This is a genomic window from Pseudolabrys sp. FHR47, from assembly GCF_005153485.1.
Classification (GTDB): domain Bacteria; phylum Pseudomonadota; class Alphaproteobacteria; order Rhizobiales; family Xanthobacteraceae; genus Pseudolabrys.
In genome coordinates this window covers 3,053,727-3,076,152 of sequence record NZ_CP039740.1, presented here as the reverse complement: position 1 = coordinate 3,076,152, position 22,426 = coordinate 3,053,727, and the positions used below count along the sequence as shown (strand labels likewise).

Genomic DNA, 22,426 nt, shown 5'->3' with positions numbered 1-22,426 from the left:
CGAAGAAGACGGATCCATGCAGCGACAGAAGACCTATTTCGGCGTCACCCTCGGCATCCTGATGGTGAAAAGCACCTTCCGCCGTTATCTGGGCGATATCGGCAATGCCGAGACATGGTCGTTTCCGGTGCAGTATCGCATTGTCGAGGACGCCATCCCGGCGCGGATGACGGAACTGCACAATGCCAGCCTGCTCGAGCCGTTCAAGCGCGCGGCGGACGAACTGATCGCCGCCGGCGTCGATGGCATCACCACGACCTGCGGCTTCCTGTCGATCTACCAGAAGGAACTGGCCGATCATTGCAGCGTGCCGGTGGCGACCAGCAGCCTGCTGCAGGTGCCGATGGTCGAGCGCATGCTACCGCGCGGCAAGCGTGTCGGCATTCTCACCTATAGCGGTCCAACGCTGAACGGTCCGTACCTCGAAGCGGTCGGCATCGCACAGGACACACCGGTGGTCGGCATGGCGCCGACGTCCAACTTCGTGCGCTGGATCAAGGAAGGCGACAATTCGGTAACCTACGCCACCTTGCGCGAGGAAGTCGTAGCCACCGCCGAAAGCCTGATCCGCAAACATCCGGACGTCGGCGCGATCGTATCGGAATGCACCAATCTGGCGCCGTTCACGGCCGATATCGTGGACCGCCTCGGCATCCCGGTCTATGACACGGTCACGATGGTCAATCTGTTCCAGGCCGCGCTGCGGCCGCGGCGATATCAGAACGATTGAGCGATGCGGGCGTCTGAATTTGTCGTCATCGGCGGTGGCACGGTCGGGGCCGCGGTGTCTTATGGTCTTGCTAAAGCCGGCGCGGCGGTGACCTTGCTCGACGAAGGCGACATCGCGTTCCGTGCGGCGCGCGGCAATTTCGGCAATGTGTGGGTGCTGGGCAAGGGTGCGACCGAGCCGGCCTATGCCGATTTGTCGCGCCGTACGGCCGATGACTGGAAAGACTTCGCCGCGATGCTCGAAGCCGATACCGGCATTGATGTGCATTACCGCCGGCCGGGTGGCTGCTTCATTTGCCTGACTGAGACCGAGCTGATGCAACGCGCGACCATGCTGGAGGAGCTCAATCGCAAGGCCAGTGTGAAAAGCCGGGTCGAGGTTTTGTCCCGTGAGGAGATCGCGAAACGGCTGCCCGCGGTGGGGCCCGATGTGGTTGGCGCCATCTATTCGCCCCACGACGGCTCGGCCAATCCGCTTTATCTTCTGCGCGCGCTGATGACGGCCCTGATCAAGTTCGGTGGCCGCTATCGTTCGCATAGCTGTGTTCGCTCGGTGAAACGGGAAGGCGGCTGCTTCCGCATCGACACCGATGGCGGTCCGGTTCATTGCGGCAGCGTCGTGTTCTGCGGCGGTCTCGGCAACGCAAAGCTGGCGCCGCAACTGGGCTTGAGCGCGCCGGTGCGGCCGGTGCGCGGGCAGATCCTGGTGACGGAAAAGGTCAAACCCTTCCTGCCCTTTGGCGTCAGCTTCATCCGCCAGACCGACGAGGGCGGCTGCCTGTTCGGCGAGTCATCGGAGGAGGCGGGTTTCGACGACGCGACGACCTTGCCGGTGCTGCGCGACAATGCCCGCCGCGCCGTGACGGTATTTCCGCTGCTGCGCGATTTACGCGTGGTGCGCAGCTGGAGTGCGCTACGCATCATGACGCCGGATGGCGTGCCGGTTTACGACCAGACAGCCGAGACGCCACGGGCTTATGCGCTGTCGGTGCACAGTGGCGTGACGCTCGCGCCTTTCCATGCCGGCGCCATGGCGCGCGCCATTCGCGACGGCGGCCTCGACCTGAATCTGGTCGCGCCCTTCTCACCGAAACGGTTCGATGTTCAGGCTGCTTGACGATCGACAGGGGCCACTGGTCGACATTCATGTCGACGGGCGGCTGGTTCGCGCCGCGGAAGGCGACAATCTCGCCGCGGTCCTGCTGGCGGCCGGCCTGCGCCCGTTCCGCACGACTCCGGTGAGCGGCGCGCCGCGCGAACCCTATTGCATGATGGGCGTGTGTTTCGACTGCCTCGCCGTCATTGACGGCCATCCGAACCGGCAGACCTGTCTCGAAACCGTGCGGGCGGGAATGTCGGTGACGCGCCAGTCCGGCGCGCCGGAGGTTCGCGATGACAAGTGAACCTCTGGATGTCGCCATTGTCGGTGCCGGACCGGCCGGCATGGCCGCCGCGATCGCGTTGCGCGCGCGGGGGATGTCGGTTGCGGTGTTCGACGAGCAGCCGTCGCCGGGCGGGCAAATTTATCGCAACGTTCTGAAGGCCGGTCGCGATCGGCGTGCCGCCATTCTCGGGCCTGACTATGTTGCGGGTCTCGATCTGGCCGAACGCTTTATGGCCTGCGGCGCCGATTATAAAAGCCGCGCCACGGTGTGGCGGATCGGCGAGGACGGTTTGTCCTGGTCCTCGCCGCAGGGTGGCGGTGATTGCGCGGCGCGGCGTGTGCTGGTGGCGACCGGCGCCATGGAGCGGCCGTTTCCGGTCGAGGGCTGGACACTGCCCGGCGTGATGACCGCGGGCGCGGCGCAGATCCTGATCAAGACATCCGGCGCGGTGGCAGACGACGCCGTGTTCATCGGCTGCGGGCCGCTGCTCTATCTTGTCGTCTATCAGTATTTGCAGGCCGGCGTGCGGGTCCGTGCCTTGCTCGACACTGCCGAGCCGGGCAACAGGATCAAGGCGGCGCTGCATCTGCCCGGCGCGATTGCCGCACCGTCTTATCTCGTCAAGGGTGTTAAGCTGCTTGCCGCGATCCGGCGCGCAGGGATTGCTGTTCATCGCAACGTCTCCAGTGTCGCGCTTGTGGGCGAGGGTCGACTATCGGCGGTGCGCTGGACCGATGCGTCGGGTTCACACGAGCTTTCCTGCGAGCGGGCGTTTCTTCATCAGGGCATTGTGCCGAACGCTAACATCACCATGGCGGCACGCTGCGCGCATCGCTGGAATGAGCGTCAGCTGAGCTGGCAGCCGGTGATTGACGGAAGCGGCCGCACCAATCTCGATTGGCTGTCCATCGCCGGCGATCTTGGCGGCATTGGCGGTGCGCGGGCAGCGGAACTGTCCGGCGAGATTGCAGCGGTGGCGATCGCCAACGATTTCGGCCGTGGTGCGGGCAGGGATCATGCCGCGCCGCGGTTGCGGCGTGCGCGCGAGTTGTTGGTCCGGCCTTTTCTCGATGTGCTGTACCGGCCGCGCGATGGGATGCGACAGCCGCGCCTGGACGATGTAATCATCTGCCGTTGCGAGGAAGTGCGCCGGCGCGATGTCGCCGCGGCGGCCGCGCAGGGCTGTCCGGGGCCGAACCAGCTCAAGGCTTTCACGCGTGCCGGCATGGGCCCGTGTCAGGGCCGCCTATGCGGGCTGACCGTCGGTGAGACCTTGGCGGGCTTGCGCGAAGAGACACCGGCACAGGCCGGCTATTTCCGCATCCGCATGCCGATCAAACCCGTTACCGTCGGCGACATCGCCGGGCTATCAACCACACAGGGAGACCAGGGATCATGAGCAAACCGAAAGCGATCGAATATGCCGACGCCTCGCCCGAAGTGCGCGCGGTGTTCGACGACATCAAGACCTCGCGCAAGCTCGATGACGTCAACAATTTCTGGAAGTATCTTGCCAACGACCCCAAGACACTCAAGCGGACTTGGGAGAGCGTGAAGGAGGTCATGGCGCCGGGCGCGCTCGATCCGGTGGTGAAGGAGATGATCTACGTCGCCGTCAGCGTCACCAACAATTGCGGCTATTGCATCGCCAGCCACGGCGCGGCGGCGGCGAAAGCCGGCATGACGCCGGCGATGTTCGGCGAACTGATGGCCGTGGTCGGCATGGCGAATGAAACCAACCGCCTGGTGAATGGCTACCGCGTGCCGATCGACCCGGCTTTCGAGAAGTAAGACGCCGCTCAGGCCGCCGGCTGCGTCACCGACAGCCGTCGCTCAGCCGAGGCGACGGTGTTGGCGAGCAGCATGGTGATGGTCATCGGCCCGACGCCGCGCTCCATATGTGTCAGCTGCGCCGGTACTCTCGGTCGAATTTCCGAATGTGGGCAGCGAATTGCTCGATGAATTCGAAGGCGATCGCGGTCGGCGCATGGTGCGTCGAATAAAGCGCGAAGACCTCGATCGTCACGACCGGTTGGAACGGCCGGGCGACCACGCCGCGACCGCGGAATTCGCGGGCGGTGAACGGGTCGCAGATGCCGACGCCGAGGCCTGAGGAGACCAGGCCGCAGACGATCTCGGACAGATGGGTTTCCACCCGCATTACGCGGTAAACGCCGTGCTCGGCGAAAATAGCATCGACCTGACGCCGGCTCTGCGTCGAGTGATTTAGCGAGATGAAGTTTTCGCCGTCGAAATCCTTCGGCACGACCGCCTTCTTGCGCGCGAGTTTATGGCCCTCGGGAATGACAGCGACATAAGGCAGCGACGGCATGGCAATCTTCTGCAAGGCCGGATGGTCGATCTGTGGTGACGCGAAGCCGAAATCGCATTGCCTGTTGACAACCCAGTCAACCACGAGCGTCGAGATGACGCCGGATAATTCAAGATCGAGTTCCGGGCGGCTAGAGACAAACTCGCCGGCAAAGCGCGGCAGGAATCCATTGGCCAGCATCGGCAACGCGGCGATGTGCAGCAAGCTTGTCCGCCTGAGCCGGATTTGTTCGGCGGCCTCGGCGATGCGTTCAACCCCAATAAAGGAGCGCTCGACCTCACCGAACAGTGTCACGGCTTCTGCGGTCGGAGCGATGCCGGTACCGCTCCGCTCGAACAGTTTGATCTTGAGCTGGAGCTGAAACTCGCGGATCAGCTTGCTCACCGCAGGCTGCGTGACCCCCATGAGCGCCGCGGCGCCCGTGGTGCTGCCGGTGATCATGACGGCGCGAAAGGCCTCGATTTGGCGCACGTTCAGCCGTCGCGGCGGGGTATTGGCCAGTATAACCTCCAGTTATGAATAGCGCCCGAGAATGAATTTGACGATTAAGGCACAGTTGGAAAATCATGGCAATGCAGTCCGGGAAGATAACGAAACGACCAAACACCACGTCGACAGCGCGTTATTGGAGGGTCCCATGATTGAATTTTCGAAATTTCGTGCGGTGACCGTTGCAGGTCTGCTTCTGGGGGCGGCATCGCCGGCCACGGCGCAGCAGAAGCTTTACGTCGCCGGCTACGGCGGCTCGTTCGAACAGACCGTCCGCAAGGAGATCATTCCCGTCTTCGAAAAGAAGCACAACGTGACGGTGGAATACGTTGCCGGCAATTCGACCGACACACTGGCCAAGCTGCAGGCGCAAAAGAGCAACCAGCAGATCGATGTTGCGATCGTCGACGACGGCCCGATGTATCAGGCCATTCAGCTTGGCTTTTGCGGCAAGATTGCCGGCCTGCCCAAGGATGATCTTTACGGCACCGCGCTGTTCAAGGACGACAAGGCAGTCGCCATCGGCCTCGTGGGGACCGGCCTGATGTACAACACCAAGTACTTCAAGGAGAAAGGCTGGGCGCCGCCGACATCGTGGAACGACCTCAAGGATCCCAAGTACAAGAAAATGGTGGTGATCCCGCCCATCAACAACACCTACGGTCTTCACGCCCTGATGATGTTCGCCCGGATGAACGGCGGCGGCGAAAAGAGCATCGATCCCGGCTTCAAGGTGATGAAGAACGACGTCAATCCGAACGTTCTCGTTTACGAGCCGTCACCCGGCAAGATGACGGAGCTGTTCCAGTCGGGGCAAGCGGTGATCGGCGTGTGGGGCACCGGTCGCGTGCAGTCGTTTGCCAACACCGGTTTCCCGGTCGACTTCGTCTACCCGAAGGAAGGCGCAGTCTCCCTGCTGGTCACGGCCTGCCCGATCGTCAAGCCGGATGCCTCGCCGATGGCTTCGGAATTCATCAAGGCATTGCTACGGCCGGACATGCAGGTGGTCCTGCTCAAGGATTATGGTTACGGCCCTGTGGTTAAGTCTGTGAAAGTGCCGCCGGAACTCGCCAAGATGGCGCCGGTCGGCCAGCGGGCCGCCGAATTGATCAATCCTGATTGGGATACGATCAACGAACACCGGCAGGCCTGGACCAGCCGTTGGAATCGCGAGGTCGAGCGCTAGGATATCGTTGTCGCCCGGCTCTTGCGCGCGAAGCGGCCGGGCGACGGCATTTCCTTGCCCTCAGATAGGACCTCGCCAGACATGTCTTTTCTTGTTCTCGATGAATTGAGCAAACGATACGGCGATTTCGTTGCTGTCGGCGCTCTGTCGCTCAAGATCGAGCGCGGGGAGTTCATTTCTCTCCTTGGGCCATCGGGTTGCGGCAAAACGACGACACTGCAGATGATCGCCGGCTTCGTCGAACCGACAGCCGGCGCCATTCTCCTCGACGGTAAGAATCTCGTCGCGATGAAACCGAGCCGCCGCGGCCTCGGCGTCGTATTCCAGAGCTACGCGCTGTTCCCGCATATGACAGCGGCGGAGAACGTCGCTTTCGGCCTTGAGATGCAGAAGGTGGGCCGCGCCGAGCGCGCCGAACGCGTCAAAAGCGCGCTTGAACTGGTTGGGTTGAGTGGCTTCGCCGACCGCTTTCCACGCCGCATGTCCGGAGGCCAGCAGCAACGCGTGGCCTTGGCCCGCGCACTGGTTATCCGTCCGCATATCTTGCTGCTCGATGAGCCGTTGTCCAACCTCGACGCCAAATTGCGCGAGGAGATGCAAATCGAATTGCGCCAGATTCAGCGCACGATCGGCACCACCACCGTTCTGGTGACTCACGATCAGGCCGAGGCGATGGCGCTGTCGGACCGAATTGTCGTGATGAACGGCGGCCATGTCGAACAGATCGGGTCTCCACAGGAGGTCTATGAACAACCTGCAACGGCTTTCGTGGCGGGCTTTCTCGGGAGGACCAACGAACTGTCGGGCATCGCGCGAACCGAAGGCGGCGAAACCCGCGTCGCGATCGCCGACGGCCAGTGGACCAGCCGCCGACCAATCGATGGCGCGGTGATCGCCTCGATTCGGCCGGAGAAGGTTGCGTTTGCGGACTGTGCCCCGGGCGATTGACCGGGATGGTCCGGACCCGGATTTTTCAGGGCAATCACTGGCTCTATCGTATCGATACGCAAGCCGGGCCGCTTTTTGTTATCCGCCAGAATGGCGGCGAGGCGATGCCCGCGGAGAATGAAAAGGTCGGTCTCGTCTGGCGCGGCGAGGACATGGCGCTCCGAGCTGCTGGAGCGCGCTCATGAGCACGGCCGGGCTAGGCAGCGAAGGCGTTTCGCGGGGCTGGTGGAAGGGCTCAGGCGCGGCTTGGCTGCTGAGCCTGCCGGCGCTCGTCTTTTTCGCGGTCATTGTCGTCTTACCCTTGCTCATGACCGTGGCGCTCTCGTTTCACGATTGGGGAGAGTACAAGGGCATCCAGCCAGTCTTCATCCTGAAAAACTGGATCGAAATCTGGTCGGATTCGTATTTCCACGAGATGTTCGCGCGCACCTTCCGTATTGCGGCTCTGGTCACCATTATCACGGCGGTGTTCGGCGCGCCCGAGGCCTACATCCTCAATCGCATGCGTGGGCCGTGGCGCGGCATCTTCGTGCTCATTCTGCTGGGGCCGCTGCTGATTTCTATCGTCGCGCGCACGCTCGGCTGGGCGCTGCTTTTCGGCGGCAATAGCGGCGTGGTGAACGCCGCCTTGATGAAGCTCGGCATTATTTCGTCGCCGATTCCGTTCATGTTCACAGAGACCGGCGTGGTGATCGCGCTGGCGCATGTGATGATGCCATTCATGGTGCTGTCGGTATGGGCGGCGCTGCAACGCGTCGATCCGAAGATCGAGGATGCGGCGGCGTCCCTCGGCGCCGGGCACTTCACGACTTTGCGGCGGATCATTTTTCCGCAGATCGTGCCTGGTATGTTGTCGGGCGGCATCATCGTCTTTGCGCTTTCGGCCAGCGCGTTCGCGACCCCGGCGATCATCGGAGGCCGCCGCCTCAAGGTCGCGGCGACGCTCGCCTATGACGAGTTTCTCAACACCTTAAACTGGCCCCTCGGCGCGGCGGTAGCGACCCTGCTGCTGGTAGCACTCGTCATCATCATCGTTACCGCCAACCGCTTGATCGAACGGCGCTACGCGGAGGTGTTCCGATGAGCCGCAATGGGCCGCTGGCGCTGTGCTACCACGCGCTGTTCGTCATCTTCATGCTGGCGCCGATCGCCATCGTTTGCATCGTCGCCTTTACTCCGGAAGGTTACCTCTCGCTCCCGACGAACGGGCTGTCGTTGCGTTGGTTCCGCGCCATCGCCCAGTATCCGGAGTTCGTTCGCGCTTTCTGGGTCAGCATCTGGCTCGGCGCGCTATCGTCGGCGATCGCGATCTCATTATCCGTACCGGCGGCGCTTGCTATCGCACGCTATCGGTTCAAAGGCCGCGACGCGCTGGCGACGCTGTTCATGTCGCCGCTGATGATACCGCCGGTCGTTCTCGGCATTGCGTTTCTGCGGTTCTTTTCGCTGGTCGGGCTGGGCGGTTCCTTTACCGGCTTGGTGTTGGCTCATATCGTGGTCGTGTTTCCCTTCGCCTTGCGGCTGACGCTTGCCTCCGCGACCGGCATGGACCGCGCCATCGAACAGGCGGCGATATCGCTCGGCGCATCGGACTGGACGGTGTTTAAACGGGTAACGCTGCCATTGATCTTGCCGGGCGTCATATCGGGCTGGGCGCTCGCCTTCATCCAGTCCTTCGACGAGGTCACCATGACGGTGTTTGTCGCGGCGCCGGGTACGGAGACGCTGCCGGTGCGCATGTTCCTTTACATCCAGGACAATATCGATCCGCTGGTGACATCGGTATCGGCGGTCGTCATCGCGCTCACGGCGCTGGCGCTCATAGCCCTCGATCGGGTCTACGGGCTGGAACGGCTACTGTCGGGCCGCGGCGTCAACGAGCCGTAGGAGAGTTGGACTTGGCAAAGGACTATGACATTGCGGTGGTCGGCGGGGGAGTGCTTGGCTCGGCCATCGCCTTTGGTCTGGCGCGCGACGGTCAGCGTGTCGTCGTTCTCGATGAGGGCGACATCGCCAAGCGCGCCTCGCGCGGTAATTTCGCGCTGGTCTGGGTGCAGAGCAAAGGTCTCGGCATGCCGGCCTACACCGGCTGGACTATCCGCTCGACGCAAAGTTGGCCGCAGCTTGAGGCGGAGCTGAAGGAGCGGACGGGGCTGGACGTCTGCCTCGAGCAAACCGGCGGTTTCAATATCTGCCTGTCCGAGCGCGAGATGGAGGCGCGGCGTGCAATGATGCGGCAAATCCACGCTCAGGAGGGCGTGGCAAAATACGAGGTCGCGCTGCTCGATCGCAGCGAAGTCGAAAAGATGCTGCCCGGCATCGGGCAGGACGTGGTCGGCGGGAGCTTTTGCCCGCTCGACGGCCACGTCAATGCGCTGCGTCTGTTTCACGCCTTTCATCTCGCCAATCATCGCCTCGGCATCGATTATCGGCCGAACCATCGGGTAGGCGGCATTGACTATGACAGCGGACTATTTCGCATTCATACGTCGCGAGGCGAGATCGAGGCGGGCAAGATCGTGCTCGCCGCCGGCAACGCCAATGCCCATCTCGCGCCAATGGTGGGCTTGAGCGCGCCGATGCAGTTCAACTGCCGCGGCCAGATCGTGGTCACGGAGCGCCTGCAGCGCTTCATGCGCTATCCGATCGGCACATTACGTCAGACCGACGAAGGCACGGTGATGATCGGCGACAGCTACGAGGACTCAACCGACGACGGAGGTATGAACTTTGCCATTAACTCCGTCATGCTCGATCGCGCGCAGCGCACGTTCCCGTTTCTGGCCAACGTCAACATCATACGAAGTTGGTCGTGCCTGCGCGTCATGACACAGGATGGATTTCCGATCTATGACCAGTCGGAAACATGCCCCGGTGCATTCGTTGCGTGCTGCCATTCGGGCGTCACGCTTGCCGCGGTTCACGCTTATGTCCTGGCGCCAATGATCGCGCGCGGTTCCCTTGATGCTCAACAAACCCAGGTCTTCTCGGCACAGAGGTTCCATGTTCAAAAGGCTGCCTGATACCCAGGGCGCCGCGGTCGCGGTGACGATCGACGGCGAACCCTTTGATGCCCGCGAGGGTGACAGTGTCGCAGCGGCCCTGCTGGCGGCCGGTCGCAGCCACTGCCGGGAGACGCCGGTCTCCGGTGCCATGCGTGCGCCTTACTGCATGATGGGCGTCTGTTTCGATTGCCTGGTTACGGTGGACGGCATTGGCAACCGTCAGGGCTGTCTCATTCGCGTCGAGCACGGCATGCGGATTGAAACCCAGCACGGCAAGCGGGAGGCGAGGGCATGACCGCTCTGCCATTACCGAAAGAACAATACGATGTTGTCATCATCGGCGCCGGCCCAGCCGGTCTTGCCGCGGCCAGCGTTGCCGGCAAGGCGGGACTGTCGACGCTGGTGCTCGACGAAAACGCGCAGCCTGGCGGACAGATATTCCGGGCCATCAACACCACGCCGGTCAAACGCCGCGATGTTCTCGGTGACGATTACTGGCGCGGTGAAACTCTGGTCGCGGAGGCCCGCGGCAGCGGTGCAACGATCGTACAGGGCGCGACCGTATGGAGTCTCGACCGCGATCTTCAGATTGCGGTGTCGCTGCTCGGTCAATCGCAAATTCTGAAGGCACGGCGCGTGATCATTGCAACCGGCGCGCTCGAACGGCCGTTCCCGATCCCGGGCTGGACGCTGCCCGGGGTGATGACGGTCGGCGCCGGTCAGACACTGCTGAAGGCCTCCGGTCTTGTGCCTGACGGCAAGGTCGTGCTCGCCGGGACCGGGCCGCTGCTCTGGCTCTATGCGGCGCAAGTCCTGCGTGGCGGCGGCGCCATCGAGGCCATTCTCGACACCACTCCGCGTGGCAACTATTGGCGCGCTCTGCCTCATGCCTTGCCGTTCCTGATGTCGCCTTATTGGACCAAGGGGCTCGCGCTGATGCGTGAGGTCAAGCGTCGGGTGCGCGTGGTCGCGAACGTCACATCCCTGGCGGTCCGTGGCGGCGATCGGTTGAATGCGGTTGCTTATTCGGTCGCCGGCGGCGGCGAGCAAAGCATGGCGGCCGATACGCTGTTGCTGCACCAAGGTGTCGTGCCCAATGTCAATCTGGCCAACGCGGCCGGTGTCGCGCATCGCTGGGACGACAGGCAATTGTGCTGGGCACCCTTGCTTGACGCCGACGGCAATACGTCTGTGCCGGGGATCGCTATTGCCGGGGACGGCGCTGGCATTGGCGGTGCGCAAGCCGCTGTAGAGCGCGGCCGCATCGCGGCGCTTGCAGCCGTCCAGGCGCTGGCGCCGGGAAAACGCAGCCTGACGCCGGATCGTACGGATACTGCGAAGGCATTGCGGCGGGCCGAACGTGGCCGTGCCTTCCTCGATGTCCTGTTCCAGCCGGCGTCTCAATTCCGCCTGCCAGATGGCGACACCATTGTGTGCCGTTGCGAGGAAGTGACGGCAATGCAGATCAAGGACACGATCGGGCTCGGCGTCGAAGGGCCGAACCAGCTCAAAGCGTTCCTGCGTTGTGGCATGGGCCCGTGCCAGGGCAGGCTGTGCGGGCTGACCGTGACCGAAATGATCGCGCAAGCGCGGGGTATTTCGCCCGAAGCCGTCGGCTATTATCGGCTGCGGCCGCCGGTGAAACCGGTGGCCTTGAAGGAACTGGCCTCGATCCCGCATTCGGAACAGGCCGAAAAAGCCGTCGTGCGTGGATGACGAAAACCGCCGATGTGATTGTGGTCGGCGGCGGCATCCACGGCTGCTCGACGGCGCTTCATCTGGCGCTTCGTGGCGTCAAGCCGTTGCTGCTCGAGAAGGACTATTGCGGGCGCCACGCATCCGGCGTCAACGCCGGCGGTGTGCGCCAGCTTGCGCGTCACGTTGCTGAGGTACCTCTGTCGGTGGCTTCCATGGAGTTGTGGGAGCGCATCGAGGATCTGGTCGGCGACGACTGCGGCTTCGAAAGCCACGGCCAGGTGCTCGTCGCCGAAGACGAGGCCGATTTCGACAATTGCCGCGCGCGTGTCGATGATCTGCGGTTGCGCGGCTTCACCCATGAAGAGCTGATCGACCGTTCGGAGCTCAAGCGTCTGGTGCCGGCGGTTTCGGATTACTGCCCGGGTGGCGTCGTATCGCGCCGCGACGGCGCGGCCGATCCGTTTCGCACGACGCAGGCCTTTCGCCGCCGCGCGATCGAATGCGGCGCGATGGTGCGCGAAGGCGTGCGCGTGTTGAGCATCGTTCGCCGCGGCGGCATCTGGCACGTGGCGACAACCGACGGCGCCTTGGAAGCACCGGTGTTGGTCAATGCCGCGGGTGCGTGGTCGGGGAGGCTGGCGGAAATGGCCGGTGAACCGGTGCCGCTCGACGTCATCGCGCCGATGCTGATGATCACCGCCCGCGTGCCGCACTTTCTCGACCCGGTGATCATCCTGCGAGGCCGCAAGCTGTCGTTCAAGCAATTCCGCAACGGTACCGTGCTGATCGGCGGCGGCCATCTGGGCAAGGCGTATCCGGATGAAAATACGACCGTGCTCGACTGGCAGAAGCTGACGGCCAGCGCGCGGACGGTCGATGAACTGTTTCCAGTGATGCGTGCCGCGACCATCGTCCGCGCCTGGGCGGGAATCGAGGCGCGTATGCCGGACGACATTCCCGTCATCGGGCCGAGTAAGGCGGCAGACGGCTTGTTTCATCAGTTCGGCTTTTCCGCGCACGGTTTCCAGCTCGGTCCTGGAGTCGGCGCGCTGATGGCCGAGCTGATCGCGACCGGCACCACCCACTTGCCGATTGAGCCCTTCCGCGTCGATCGCTTCGTGAAAAGAGCCTACGTGACCGGCGATGCGCCGGTCCTCGAATAGGCCTGCACTCTCGCAGCGCCCCGATGATCTGCTCCTCGGCGAACCTCTTGCGCTTCATCGTCCGTCTCCCTTTGGCGGGCCGGACTCTAACTCCGCGCGAGGAAATACTCAGTGGCAGGTCAACGTAAAGGCGCTGCCTAATAGATGGGCTTGTCGCCTGAGTGGCACGGGCCCTGCTTCTCTAAGGTACTGATCCAGCGCCAGTATTTGTTGGCATGGCAATTGCTGAATACCCGAAAGATCAACGTTCGAGGTAACAGCAAATGTTCAGTTTCAGAAAATCCGCCTTCGTTGCTCTGGGGCTGTCGCTCGCGGTCGCGACATCGGCTTCGGACCCGGCCTCGGCGCAGGGTGTGTTGCGCATCGGCATGACCGCGTCCGACATTCCGCTCACCACCGGCCAGACCGATCAGGGCGGTGAAGGCATGCGCTTCATGGGCTATACGGTCTATGACGGTCTCATCAACTGGGATCTGTCGAGCGCCACCAAGCCCTCCGGATTGGTGCCCGGCTTGGCCGAGAGTTACGGCGTCGATCCGGCCGACGCCGCGAAGAATCGCTGGCTGTTCAAGCTGCGTCAGGGCGTCAAATTTCACGACGGCTCGGAATTCGATGCCAATGCCGTCGTCTGGAACCTCGACAAGCTCCTGGTGTCCGAGGCGCCGCAATTCGACAAGCGTCAGTCGGCGCAGGGCAAGTCGCGCATTCCCTCGGTCGCTTCCTACAAGGTGGTTGACAAATACACCGTCGAGATCGTCACCAAGTCGCCGGACGCGACGCTGCCCTACCAACTCGCCTGGATCATGATGTCGTCGCCGGCGCAGTGGGAGAAGCTCGGCAAGAATTGGGAAGAGTTCGCCAAAACGCCGTCCGGGACGGGGCCGTGGAAGCTGTCGCTGTTCGTGCCGCGCGAGCGCGCCGAACTGACGCCGAACAAGGACTATTGGGACAAGGCGCGGGTGCCCAAGCTGGACAAGCTCGTGCTGTTGCCGCTGCCAGAAGTGAACGCGCGCGTCGCCGCCTTGCGCTCGGGCCAGGTCGACTGGATCGAGGCGCCGGCGCCGGATGCGGTCGCCTCGCTAAAAGGTGCGGGCTTCACCATCGTTACCAATGCCTATCCGCATAACTGGACCTGGCATCTGTCGCGCGCGCCGGGCTCGCCGTGGAACGACGAACGCGTGCGCAAGGCGGCCAATCTCGCTGTCGACCGCGAGGGCATGAAGGAACTGCTCGGCGGCCTGATGATCCCGGCCGAAGGTTTCTTCCCGCCGGGACACCAGTGGTTCGGCAAGCCGACCTTCAAGGTCAAGCACGACGTTGCCGCCGCCAAGAAGCTGCTCGCGGAAGCCGGCTACGGCCCGAACAAGCCGCTCGTCGTCAAGGCGATCATCTCGCCCTCGGGCTCCGGCCAGATGCAACCGCTGCCGATGAACGAGTTCATCCAGCAGAACCTCGCCGAGGTCGGCATCAAGGTCGAGTTCGAAGTGGTGGAGTGGAACCAGGTGATCAATCTGTGGCGCGCCGGCTCGTCCGATCCGAGCGCCAAGGGTGCCCAGAGCATCAACTTCTCCTACTTCATCCAGGATCCGTTCACCGGCTTCATCCGCCACCTGCAATGCAATCTGAAGGCGCCGAACGGAACTAACTGGGGCGGCTATTGCGATCCGGAGATGGACAAGCTGTTCGATCAGGTCCGCAACACCTTCGATCCGAAGGCGCAGACCGCGATACTCGAGAAGATCCACGAGAAGTACGTGAACGAGGCGCTGTTCCTCATGGTCACGCATGACGTCAATGCCCGCGCCATGAGCGCGAAGGTGAAGGGCTTCGTGCAGGCGCAGAACTGGTTCCAGGACTTCTCGCCGATCACGGTGGCGAAGTAACGACACGAGCGGGGAGCGCGCGTGAAAATCGCGCTCCCCGATTTCTTCGAAGAGCCGGGGCACGCGCATGCTGGCCTACACCCTCAAGCGAATTCTTTACGTCACGCCGGTTGCTATCGGCGTGAGCATTATCTGCTTCCTGCTGGTGCATCTGGCGCCGGGCGATCCGCTGACCTCGGTATTGCCGATCGACGCCACCGCCGAGCAGCAGGCGCAGATGCGCGCCGTCTATGGCTTCGACAAGCCGCTGGTGGTGCAATACGGCTTGTGGCTGTGGAAGGTGCTGCAGGGCGACCTCGGCAATTCAATTGCCTCCGGCCGGCCGGTGCTCGACGAGGTATCGCGCGCCGTCACCAATTCGCTGATCCTGGCCTCGGTAGCGACCTTGATCGGCTTTACTTTCGGTACTCTGTTCGGCTTCGTCGCCGGCTATTTCCGCAATTCGCCGGTCGACAAGGGCGCGTCCGCGCTGTCGGTGTTCGGCGTCTCCGTGCCGCATTACTGGCTCGGGATGGTGCTAGTCATCATCTTCTCCGTACAGCTCAACTGGCTGCCCGCGACCGGCGCAGGACCCGGCGGCTCCGATCACTGGCGGCCCGACGCACAGCATTTGCGCTACATCATCTTGCCCGCGATCACGATGTCGGTGATCCCCACCGGCATTATCGCGCGCACGGTGCGCGCGCTGGTCGCCGATATCCTGAGCCAAGAATTTGTGCAGGCGCTCCGCGCCAAAGGCCTGTCGGAATGGGGCGTGTTCAAGCACGTGGTCCGCAACGCCGCGCCGACCGCACTCGCCGTGATGGGCCTGCAACTCGGTTATCTGCTTGGCGGCTCGATCCTGATCGAGACGGTGTTTTCCTGGCCGGGCACCGGTTTTCTGCTCAACGCCGCGATTTTCCAGCGCGATCTGCCGCTCTTACAAGGCACGATCCTGGTGCTGGCGATGTTCTTCGTCGCGCTCAATCTCATCGTCGATGTTCTGCAAACCGCGCTCGATCCGCGCATCCAGCGGGCCTGACGTCATGTCGACCATCACCGCCTCGGCGCCCATCGTCGCCGTACCGCAGGCCAGCAAGGGCTACTGGGGAAGCGTGTTCGCGCGGCTCGTCAAGGACAAGGTGGCGATGGTGGCGCTCGCCGTCATCCTGATCATCGCGCTGGCGGCGATTTTCGCGCCCTATGTCGCACCGGCCGACCCGTTCAAGGGCTCGATGCTGCGCCGTCTGAAACCTATCGGCTTTCCCGGCTATCCGCTCGGCGGCGACGAACTCGGCCGCGACATGCTGAGCCGGCTGATCTATGGCGGAAGGCTGTCGCTGTTCATGGGCGTGTTTCCGGTGCTGTGCGCTTTCGTGGTCGGCTCCGGCATCGGCGTGTTCGCTGGTTATGTCGGCGGCTGGATCAACACGGCGGTGATGCGCATCATCGACGTCTTCTTCGCCTTTCCCTCGGTGCTGCTCGCCATTGCGCTGTCGGGCGCGTTAGGGGCCGGCATTCTCAATTCGATCGTGTCGCTGACCATCGTCTTTATTCCGCCGATCGCGCGGGTCGCCGAATCTGTGACGACGCAGATCAGGACGCGCGATTATGTCGAGGCGGCGCGCGTATCGGGGGCAGGGGCTTTTACCATCGTGCGCGTTCATGTGCTCGGCAACGTGCTCGGGCCGATCTTCGTGTTCTCGACCTCGCTCATCAGCGTATCGATGATTCTCGCCGCCGGCCTGTCCTTCCTCGGCCTCGGCGTGAAGCCGCCGGAAGCCGAGTGGGGTCTGATGCTCAATACGTTGCGCACCGCGATCTACAACCAGCCCATGGTCGCGGCATTGCCGGGCCTGATGATCTTTCTGACCTCGATTTCCTTCAATCTGTTCTCCGACGGTTTGCGCACCGCGATGGAGGTCAAGCAATGAATCGTCCCATCGGCGCTCCCCTTCACGAACCGCAGATCGGCGACGACCGCGGCGGCCCGGCAACGCCGCTGCTTGCGGTCAATGGTCTGGTCAAGCATTTCGGCCTCAAGGGTGGTCTTTTCAGCAAAGACCGACCGGTGGTGCGGGCGGTGGATGGAGTCAGCTTCGATGTCGCCAAGGGCGAGACGCTCGGCATCGTCGGCGAGTCCGGTTGCGGCAAGTCGACAGTGGCGCGCCTCATCATGCAGATCATCAAGCCGGACGCCGGCGAGTTGTTGTTCGACGGCGAGGCGGTCGGCTCGCCGGAGCTCGGGCTGGTGGACTTCCGCAAACAGGTGCAGATGATCTTCCAGGACAGCTACGCCTCGCTCAATCCGCGCCTGACGGTCGAGGATACAGTGGCGTTCGGGCCGCGGGTGCATGGTGCCACCCGCGCGCAGTCGACCACGCTGACGCACGATCTTCTGCGCCGCGTCGGCCTCGAACCCGGCCGCTTCGCCGGGCGCTATCCGCACGAACTGTCGGGCGGGCAGCGCCAGCGCGTCAATATCGCGCGCGGGCTGGCGCTCAATCCGCGCCTGCTCATTCTCGACGAAGCCGTGTCGGCCCTCGATAAATCGGTCGAGGCGCAGGTGCTGAACCTGTTGCTCGATCTCAAGGCCGAGTTCGGGCTCACTTACATCTTCATCTCGCACGACTTGAACGTCGTCCGCTTCATGTCGGACCGCGTCATGGTCATGTATCTCGGCAAGGTGGCCGAAGTCGGCCCCGCGGAAGAGGTCTTCGCCAAGCCCGGCCATCCTTATGCCGAGGCGTTGCTTGCCTCGATGCCGTCGATGAATCCGGATCAGCGCACCGAGGAGGCGCCGATCACCGGCGATCCGCCGAACCCGATCAATCCGCCGCCCGGCTGCCGCTTCCACACGCGCTGCAAATATACGGCCGATATTTGCAAGACCAACGAGCCGCCGCTGTTCGGTATCGCCGAGGGACATCTCTCGGCCTGCCATATCGCCAACCCGGCACCGGGTCATCCTCTCGCCAACGCATCGAAGGTGGCGGCATGAGCGAGCCTGGCGCCATTGTCGATGTGAAGGGCCTCACGGTGGATTTTGCCACCGGCGGCGGCAACAGCGTGCGCGCGGTGGCCGGGGTCGATCTCAATCTCAAGCCCGGCGAGACCTTGGCGCTGCTCGGCGAATCCGGCTCGGGTAAGAGCGTGACCTTGCGCGCCTTGATGCGGCTGCATCCAAAGTCAGCGAAGTTCGGTGGCTCGGTGACGGTGGACGGTAAGGACGTGCTGGCGATGACGCCCGCTGGCCTGGCGCGGTTGCGCGGCAGGATCGTCTCCATGATCTTCCAGGATCCGGGGCTTGCACTCGATCCGGTTTATCGCGTTGGCGATCAAATCGTAGAGGCGGTGCTGCAACACGAGAGCATTTCAAAGGCGGACGCGCGTGCTCGCGCGCTTGGCCTGTTCGAGCGCGTGCGAATTCCTTCACCTGAAAGACGCCTCGATAACTTTCCGCATGAAATGTCGGGCGGCATGCGCCAGCGTGCCATGATCGCGCTGGCGCTCGCGTGCCGGCCGAAGGTCCTGCTGGCCGACGAGCCGACTACCGCGCTCGACGCCACGGTGCAGATCCAGGTGCTGCTGTTGTTGCGCGAGTTGCAGCGCGAGCTGGGGCTGGCGGTGATCTTTGTGACGCATGATATCGGCGTCGCCGTCGAGGTCGCCGACCGCATCGCGGTGATGTATGGCGGCCGCATCGTCGAAATGGGCAAATGCGCCGATGTCATTCGTGGCGCGGCGCATCCCTATACGCTCGGACTGCTCGCCTCGCGCACCGATCATTCGGCCGTTAAAGGCTCGCGTCTGCAGGCCATCCCCGGTTCGCCACCGGACCTCACAGCGCTGCCGCCGGGCTGCTCCTTCAGCCCGCGCTGCCCGCGCGCCATAGAAGGGTGTCATCAGCTCCAGCCGCCGCCGGTCTTCACCGGACCGGAGCATTTCGCCGCCTGCATCCGTGTTGAATCCACGCTGGCGACCGCTTGATTGAACGCGGCCTGCGGCTGTACAGAGTGCCGCCATGCGCGTGCTGCTGCTCAATGCCAATACCAATCTGGCGATGACGGAGCATTGCGTCGCCGCGGCGCGCGCCTATGCGCCGGATATCGACTTTGTCGGCGCCACCGGGCGTTTCGGCTCGCCGCATATCGGCACGCGTGCGACCTATGCGATCGCGGCGCATGCGGCGCTCGATGCCTATGCCGCGCAGACCGAACGCTTCGATGCCGTCATTCTCGCCTGCTTCGGCGATCCGGGCTTTGCGGCTCTAAAGGAGATCGCCGATGGACCGGTGTTCGCGCTGGCTGAATCCGCCTGTCGCGCGGCGGCGCTCAGTCAGAAGCCGTTCTCCGTTGTCACAGGTGGCGCGCGCTGGGAGTCGATGTTACGAGAGTATCTGACGCCGCTCGGCTTGACGGATTACCTTGCCTCGATCCGCACCGTCGATGTCACCGGTTCGCAGATATTGGCCGATCCCGACAGAAGCATCGGAAAGCTCGCGCAAGCGTGCGACGCCGCGGCGCGCGAGGATGGTGCGACCAGAGTCATTCTCGGTGGCGCCGGCCTCATCGGTCTGGCGCCGCGGGTTCAGCCGAACGTATCGGTACAGGTCCTCGATTGCCTGATTCCGGCGATCGATGCCGCGCGGCTTGCTGCAGACGTTACACCGGTGCCGGTTTCCGCAGTGGCGGCGGCCGATGCAGCCGGTTTTCCTGGCCTGACACCGGAACTGGCGAAACGACTTGCCGCGGATATCGCGAAGAATCTCTAGGCGGCCCTGCAGCCACCGCGCCCAGCCGGGCGTCCGGCCATTCGCCGCGGACGAGTTGATTTTGCCGTGCTCGCTACGCGTCGAGGAAAGCTCAACCTTGACAGTCATGCGAGGGGGGACGCTTGACCTGCGCAGAATCTACGCGCCAAACTCGTGCGTATAATTTCAATTCCGCCGGCTCCGGCGAACAACCCTTCGTCGTGATTTCAATGGGCAAGACCAAGGCTAAGTCCGTTCCGGATCGGATGAGCGTCATTTACCGGGCGCTCCGGCACGCCATCATCGAACAGGCGCTGGCGCCCGGCGCCAAGCTGCCCGAGGATGCCATCGGCGAGCGCTTCGGCGTCAGCCGGACCATCGTGCGTGGAGCCTTGTCGCAACTGGCGGCGGAGGGGCTCGTCGAACTGCGCCGCAACCACGGCGCCTCCGTCGCCACGCCCAAATGGGAAGAGGCGCGGGACACGTTCGATGTGCGCATCGGGCTTGAACGGCTGGTCATGTCACGCCTTGCGGGCCGCCTGACGCCGGAGCAGATCCGGATGCTGAAGGCGCATGTTGACGAAGAGGAGAAAGCGCGCGGCAATAACGAGCAGCTTTCAATCCGCCTTGCGACCGAATTTCACATCGTGCTTGCCGACATGACCGGAAGTCCGGTGCTGGCGCGCTACGTAAGCGAAGTGTCGTCGCGCTGCGGCCTTATCCTCGCGCTATACAGCCGGCCGCATTCATCCGAATGCGCGGTCAATGAGCATCACGACATCATCGCCGCGCTGATCGCGGGCGACGCAAGGCGCGCATCGAAGGCGATGGAAGAACATCTCGAAGCCGTGGCGTCGCGCGCGCTGATCGTGCAGGGTCCCACCCGCGACCGCGACCTCAGGGACATTCTGACGTCCTATGCGGACGAGCCGCGCGCGCGGCCCGTGCCGAAAGCCGGCGGCAAGAGCCGCAAGCGCTAAGCGTCCGAGACGTCAGGCTTCAATGCCGTGACGAGTCAGCAGGCGCTCGGCGCTGTCGTTCCAGACATCCATCTGCACGATCTTGCCGTTTTTGACGACGAAGCGATCGACGTAGCGGTTGCCCTCGAACGGCGTGCCGTCCGGCCATTCGCCGTAAAGCGTGCCGGTGTTGTAGACGACGGTCTCGCCGACGCCCGGGGCGACGTCCGAGCGTTCCATCGCCTTCTTCACCCATTTGTAGCGCTTGGCGTTGAAGGCCGTGCTCTCGCGCGGATGCGAGAATTTGCGTCCGCCGGTGAAAGTGAGCTTCAGCGGCTCGGCGATGTACTGCGCTGCGGTTTCCGGATCCGGCACCATCGACGCGATCAGGAATTTCTCGACGATCTGTGCAGCTTCGGCTGTCTCGTCGGTCGGAAGAGCGGGGGCGGCGGCGAGCATGAAGGGACTCCTGAGGGCAAAACGGCTGGCCAGCCGGGATATGCATATTTCCGGCCAACGAGATTGTATGGGAAAATGCACAATATTGTATACAATATTGCATACAAAATGCTCAAATAGCTTCCGCCGGTGCCTGTTTGTCGAGCGGCGGACAGCGAAAAAAGGGCGAAAAGCCTGAAAAATTGAGCTGCCGCGCTTGGCATACACCTTGCGAAGAGACGGCTGGGTCCAACCCTCGAGAGGTGTCGCCATGACTGTTTCATCCCGCTTTTCCCAGATTACCCGCCGCCTGCTGATCGCCGGCGCGGCTGCTGCCATCGTGTCCGTGCCGGCTTATGCGCAAGACACGCTGAAGCTTGGCCTGGTCGCGGCCATGTCCGGCCAATCTGCCAAATCGGGGGAGGCGATCGTCCGCGGCCTCTCCGTTGCGGTCGATGAAATCAACGCCAAAGGCGGCGTGCTCGGCAAGAAGGTCGAGCTGATCGTGCGCGACGACGAAAGCAATCCGGCCAAGGGTGTGCTCGCCGCCCGCGAACTTGTTCAGCGCGAGAAGGTGGCCGGTCTGTTCGGCGGCCTCGATACGCCGGTGTCGATGGCGATCGTGCCGTTCGCCAATCAGGCCAAGGTGCCCTTCATGGGCGTGTGGGCGGCGGGTACGCCGATCACCCGCAACGGTGCGGCGGAGAACTATGTATTCCGCGTGTCGGCTGTCGACGTTCTGGTCGACAAGGCGCTGCTCGCCTATGCGATCAAGAAGTACAACGCCAAGAAGCCGGGCATGATCCTGATCAACAACTCATGGGGCGAGTCCAACGAGAAGGGCCTCAAGGAAGCGCTTGCCGAAAAGAACATCGCTGCCGCCGGCATCGAGAAATTCCAGGACGCCGATGTCGATGTCGTTCCCCAGCTTACGCGGCTGAAAGACGCCGGCGCCGACGTGCTGTTTATGGTTGCCAACGTCGCGCCATCATCGCAGGTCGTGAAGTCGCTCGACCGCATGGGCTGGGATGTACCGATCGTGTCACATTGGGGTCCTGCCGGTGGCCGGTTCTCGGAACTGGCCGGCCCGAGCGGTGCCAAGGTGCACTTCATCCAGACCTACAGCTTTGCGGGCAAGCTCTCGCCCAAGGGTGAAGCTGTGCTCGCCGCTCTCAAGAAGAAGTACCCGGAAATCAAGACGCTCGCCGACGTGACGCCCGCCGTCGGCATCGCCAATGCCTATGACGCCATGAACCTGATGACCTTGGCGATCGCCAAGGCCGGTTCGACCGAGGGCCCGAAAGTGCGTGAGGCCTTCTACGCCATCGATAAATACGAGGGGCTGATCAAGACCTACAGCAAGCCGTTCACGCCGCAGAATCACGATGCGCTGACGTCGGACGACTACATCTTCACATACTTCAAGGACGGTCAGATCCTCCCCCTGATGAACTGACCTGCGACCGACGGCGGGGTTGG

General features: G+C 63.3%; 22 protein-coding genes and 1 pseudogene. 21 read left to right on the top strand and 2 right to left on the bottom strand.

Translation table 11 applies throughout. The features are described from left to right. The first annotated feature begins 16 nt into the window (after nucleotides 1-16). The 5 genes from E8Q40_RS15115 to E8Q40_RS15095 are packed head-to-tail and all read left to right on the top strand — an operon-like array spanning nucleotide 17 to nucleotide 3,905. A complete protein-coding gene (locus tag E8Q40_RS15115; RefSeq protein WP_137045321.1) occupies nucleotides 17-730 on the top strand; it encodes an aspartate/glutamate racemase family protein in 714 nt (237 codons plus the stop codon). Nucleotides 731-733: 3 nt separating this feature from the next. Further along, the gene (locus E8Q40_RS15110) at nucleotides 734-1,846 is read left to right on the top strand and encodes an FAD-binding oxidoreductase (RefSeq protein ID WP_137045320.1); all 1,113 of its coding nucleotides are present in this window, start codon (nucleotides 734-736) and stop codon (nucleotides 1,844-1,846) included. Next, complete coding sequence (locus tag E8Q40_RS15105) at nucleotides 1,830-2,132, top strand: (2Fe-2S)-binding protein (RefSeq protein ID WP_137045319.1); 303 nt, start codon at nucleotides 1,830-1,832, stop codon at nucleotides 2,130-2,132. Before E8Q40_RS15110 ends, E8Q40_RS15105 begins: the two co-directional genes overlap by 17 nt. After that, the gene (locus tag E8Q40_RS15100; RefSeq protein WP_137045318.1) at nucleotides 2,122-3,513 is read left to right on the top strand and encodes an FAD-dependent oxidoreductase; all 1,392 of its coding nucleotides are present in this window, start codon (nucleotides 2,122-2,124) and stop codon (nucleotides 3,511-3,513) included. Before E8Q40_RS15105 ends, E8Q40_RS15100 begins: the two co-directional genes overlap by 11 nt. Continuing rightward, nucleotides 3,510-3,905, top strand: coding sequence for a carboxymuconolactone decarboxylase family protein (locus tag E8Q40_RS15095; protein WP_137045317.1), 396 nt, complete (start codon nucleotides 3,510-3,512; stop codon nucleotides 3,903-3,905). Before E8Q40_RS15100 ends, E8Q40_RS15095 begins: the two co-directional genes overlap by 4 nt. Before the next feature lie 112 nt (nucleotides 3,906-4,017). Here E8Q40_RS15095 and E8Q40_RS15085 read toward each other — a convergent pair whose 3' ends face one another. After that, nucleotides 4,018-4,887 (bottom strand): LysR substrate-binding domain-containing protein, encoded by an 870-nt coding sequence (locus tag E8Q40_RS15085; protein WP_137046754.1) that lies wholly within the window; start codon nucleotides 4,885-4,887, stop codon nucleotides 4,018-4,020. A gap of 196 nt (nucleotides 4,888-5,083) precedes the next feature. Between E8Q40_RS15085 and E8Q40_RS15080 the strand changes: the two genes are divergently transcribed. The 15 genes and pseudogenes from E8Q40_RS15080 to E8Q40_RS15010 all read left to right on the top strand — a co-directional run bounded on the left by E8Q40_RS15080 (nucleotide 5,084) and on the right by E8Q40_RS15010 (nucleotide 20,530). Continuing rightward, nucleotides 5,084-6,121, top strand: coding sequence for an ABC transporter substrate-binding protein (locus E8Q40_RS15080; RefSeq protein ID WP_246662865.1), 1,038 nt, complete (start codon nucleotides 5,084-5,086; stop codon nucleotides 6,119-6,121). Nucleotides 6,122-6,202: 81 nt separating this feature from the next. Next, nucleotides 6,203-7,254: pseudogene (locus E8Q40_RS15075) on the top strand (ABC transporter ATP-binding protein). Then, entirely contained in the window at nucleotides 7,251-8,153 is a 903-nt protein-coding gene (locus tag E8Q40_RS15070) for an ABC transporter permease (RefSeq protein WP_137045314.1), read from the top strand. Before E8Q40_RS15075 ends, E8Q40_RS15070 begins: the two are co-directional and overlap by 4 nt. Further along, nucleotides 8,150-8,956 carry an ABC transporter permease gene (locus E8Q40_RS15065; RefSeq protein ID WP_137045313.1) on the top strand — a complete coding sequence of 269 codons (807 nt, stop codon included), beginning with the start codon at nucleotides 8,150-8,152 and terminating at the stop codon, nucleotides 8,954-8,956. The genes E8Q40_RS15070 and E8Q40_RS15065 overlap by 4 nt, the downstream gene beginning before the upstream one ends. Nucleotides 8,957-8,967: 11 nt before the next feature. Then, nucleotides 8,968-10,092: an FAD-binding oxidoreductase gene (locus E8Q40_RS15060; RefSeq protein WP_137045312.1), complete on the top strand. Its 1,125-nt coding sequence runs from the start codon at nucleotides 8,968-8,970 to the stop codon at nucleotides 10,090-10,092. Continuing rightward, nucleotides 10,073-10,369 carry a (2Fe-2S)-binding protein gene (locus tag E8Q40_RS15055; RefSeq protein ID WP_137045311.1) on the top strand — a complete coding sequence of 99 codons (297 nt, stop codon included), beginning with the start codon at nucleotides 10,073-10,075 and terminating at the stop codon, nucleotides 10,367-10,369. The genes E8Q40_RS15060 and E8Q40_RS15055 overlap by 20 nt, the downstream gene beginning before the upstream one ends. After that, nucleotides 10,366-11,790, top strand: coding sequence for an FAD-dependent oxidoreductase (locus E8Q40_RS15050; RefSeq protein ID WP_137045310.1), 1,425 nt, complete (start codon nucleotides 10,366-10,368; stop codon nucleotides 11,788-11,790). Before E8Q40_RS15055 ends, E8Q40_RS15050 begins: the two co-directional genes overlap by 4 nt. After that, nucleotides 11,787-12,935, top strand: a complete 1,149-nt coding sequence (locus E8Q40_RS15045; protein WP_137045309.1) for an FAD-binding oxidoreductase — start codon at nucleotides 11,787-11,789, stop codon at nucleotides 12,933-12,935. Before E8Q40_RS15050 ends, E8Q40_RS15045 begins: the two co-directional genes overlap by 4 nt. A 263-nt stretch (nucleotides 12,936-13,198) precedes the next feature. Beyond that, nucleotides 13,199-14,818 carry an ABC transporter substrate-binding protein gene (locus E8Q40_RS15040; protein ID WP_137045308.1) on the top strand — a complete coding sequence of 540 codons (1,620 nt, stop codon included), beginning with the start codon at nucleotides 13,199-13,201 and terminating at the stop codon, nucleotides 14,816-14,818. Between the two features lie 67 nt (nucleotides 14,819-14,885). After that, nucleotides 14,886-15,839, top strand: coding sequence for an ABC transporter permease (locus tag E8Q40_RS15035; RefSeq protein WP_137045307.1), 954 nt, complete (start codon nucleotides 14,886-14,888; stop codon nucleotides 15,837-15,839). A 4-nt stretch (nucleotides 15,840-15,843) separates the two neighbouring features. Beyond that, complete coding sequence (locus E8Q40_RS15030) at nucleotides 15,844-16,731, top strand: ABC transporter permease (protein ID WP_137045306.1); 888 nt, start codon at nucleotides 15,844-15,846, stop codon at nucleotides 16,729-16,731. Next, nucleotides 16,728-17,798 carry an ABC transporter ATP-binding protein gene (locus E8Q40_RS15025; protein ID WP_137045305.1) on the top strand — a complete coding sequence of 357 codons (1,071 nt, stop codon included), beginning with the start codon at nucleotides 16,728-16,730 and terminating at the stop codon, nucleotides 17,796-17,798. The genes E8Q40_RS15030 and E8Q40_RS15025 overlap by 4 nt, the downstream gene beginning before the upstream one ends. Then, entirely contained in the window at nucleotides 17,795-18,787 is a 993-nt protein-coding gene (locus tag E8Q40_RS15020) for an ABC transporter ATP-binding protein (RefSeq protein WP_137045304.1), read from the top strand. Before E8Q40_RS15025 ends, E8Q40_RS15020 begins: the two co-directional genes overlap by 4 nt. Before the next feature lie 34 nt (nucleotides 18,788-18,821). Continuing rightward, entirely contained in the window at nucleotides 18,822-19,571 is a 750-nt protein-coding gene (locus E8Q40_RS15015) for an aspartate/glutamate racemase family protein (RefSeq protein WP_137045303.1), read from the top strand. Between the two features lie 209 nt (nucleotides 19,572-19,780). Then, nucleotides 19,781-20,530: a GntR family transcriptional regulator gene (locus tag E8Q40_RS15010; protein WP_137045302.1), complete on the top strand. Its 750-nt coding sequence runs from the start codon at nucleotides 19,781-19,783 to the stop codon at nucleotides 20,528-20,530. Nucleotides 20,531-20,542: 12 nt separating this feature from the next. Here E8Q40_RS15010 and E8Q40_RS15005 read toward each other — a convergent pair whose 3' ends face one another. Further along, nucleotides 20,543-20,968, bottom strand: a complete 426-nt coding sequence (locus tag E8Q40_RS15005) for a nuclear transport factor 2 family protein (protein WP_137045301.1) — start codon at nucleotides 20,966-20,968, stop codon at nucleotides 20,543-20,545. A 250-nt stretch (nucleotides 20,969-21,218) separates the two neighbouring features. Between E8Q40_RS15005 and E8Q40_RS15000 the strand changes: the two genes are divergently transcribed. Next, on the top strand, nucleotides 21,219-22,403 hold the full coding sequence (locus E8Q40_RS15000) for an ABC transporter substrate-binding protein (RefSeq protein WP_137045300.1): 1,185 nt from the start codon (nucleotides 21,219-21,221) through the stop codon (nucleotides 22,401-22,403). Nucleotides 22,404-22,426 lie beyond the last annotated feature (23 nt).

Bases quoted from the DNA above. Each gene is read 5' to 3' on its own strand.
- E8Q40_RS15000 (WP_137045300.1), top strand. From the start codon at position 21,219: ATGACTGTTTCATCCCGCTTTTCCCAGATTACCCGCCGCCTGCTGATC.
- E8Q40_RS15080 (WP_246662865.1), top strand. From the start codon at position 5,084: ATGATTGAATTTTCGAAATTTCGTGCGGTGACCGTTGCAGGTCTGCTT.
- E8Q40_RS15055 (WP_137045311.1), top strand. From the start codon at position 10,073: ATGTTCAAAAGGCTGCCTGATACCCAGGGCGCCGCGGTCGCGGTGACG.
- E8Q40_RS15050 (WP_137045310.1), top strand. From the start codon at position 10,366: ATGACCGCTCTGCCATTACCGAAAGAACAATACGATGTTGTCATCATC.
- E8Q40_RS15105 (WP_137045319.1), top strand. From the start codon at position 1,830: ATGTTCAGGCTGCTTGACGATCGACAGGGGCCACTGGTCGACATTCAT.
- E8Q40_RS15005 (WP_137045301.1), bottom strand. From the start codon at position 20,968: ATGCTCGCCGCCGCCCCCGCTCTTCCGACCGACGAGACAGCCGAAGCT.
- E8Q40_RS15010 (WP_137045302.1), top strand. From the start codon at position 19,781: ATGGGCAAGACCAAGGCTAAGTCCGTTCCGGATCGGATGAGCGTCATT.
- E8Q40_RS15015 (WP_137045303.1), top strand. From the start codon at position 18,822: ATGCGCGTGCTGCTGCTCAATGCCAATACCAATCTGGCGATGACGGAG.
- E8Q40_RS15035 (WP_137045307.1), top strand. From the start codon at position 14,886: ATGCTGGCCTACACCCTCAAGCGAATTCTTTACGTCACGCCGGTTGCT.
- E8Q40_RS15065 (WP_137045313.1), top strand. From the start codon at position 8,150: ATGAGCCGCAATGGGCCGCTGGCGCTGTGCTACCACGCGCTGTTCGTC.
- E8Q40_RS15100 (WP_137045318.1), top strand. From the start codon at position 2,122: ATGACAAGTGAACCTCTGGATGTCGCCATTGTCGGTGCCGGACCGGCC.
- E8Q40_RS15115 (WP_137045321.1), top strand. From the start codon at position 17: ATGCAGCGACAGAAGACCTATTTCGGCGTCACCCTCGGCATCCTGATG.
- E8Q40_RS15020 (WP_137045304.1), top strand. From the start codon at position 17,795: ATGAGCGAGCCTGGCGCCATTGTCGATGTGAAGGGCCTCACGGTGGAT.
- E8Q40_RS15095 (WP_137045317.1), top strand. From the start codon at position 3,510: ATGAGCAAACCGAAAGCGATCGAATATGCCGACGCCTCGCCCGAAGTG.
- E8Q40_RS15025 (WP_137045305.1), top strand. From the start codon at position 16,728: ATGAATCGTCCCATCGGCGCTCCCCTTCACGAACCGCAGATCGGCGAC.
- E8Q40_RS15110 (WP_137045320.1), top strand. From the start codon at position 734: ATGCGGGCGTCTGAATTTGTCGTCATCGGCGGTGGCACGGTCGGGGCC.
- E8Q40_RS15040 (WP_137045308.1), top strand. From the start codon at position 13,199: ATGTTCAGTTTCAGAAAATCCGCCTTCGTTGCTCTGGGGCTGTCGCTC.
- E8Q40_RS15030 (WP_137045306.1), top strand. From the start codon at position 15,844: ATGTCGACCATCACCGCCTCGGCGCCCATCGTCGCCGTACCGCAGGCC.
- E8Q40_RS15045 (WP_137045309.1), top strand. From the start codon at position 11,787: ATGACGAAAACCGCCGATGTGATTGTGGTCGGCGGCGGCATCCACGGC.
- E8Q40_RS15070 (WP_137045314.1), top strand. From the start codon at position 7,251: ATGAGCACGGCCGGGCTAGGCAGCGAAGGCGTTTCGCGGGGCTGGTGG.
- E8Q40_RS15085 (WP_137046754.1), bottom strand. From the start codon at position 4,887: ATGATCACCGGCAGCACCACGGGCGCCGCGGCGCTCATGGGGGTCACG.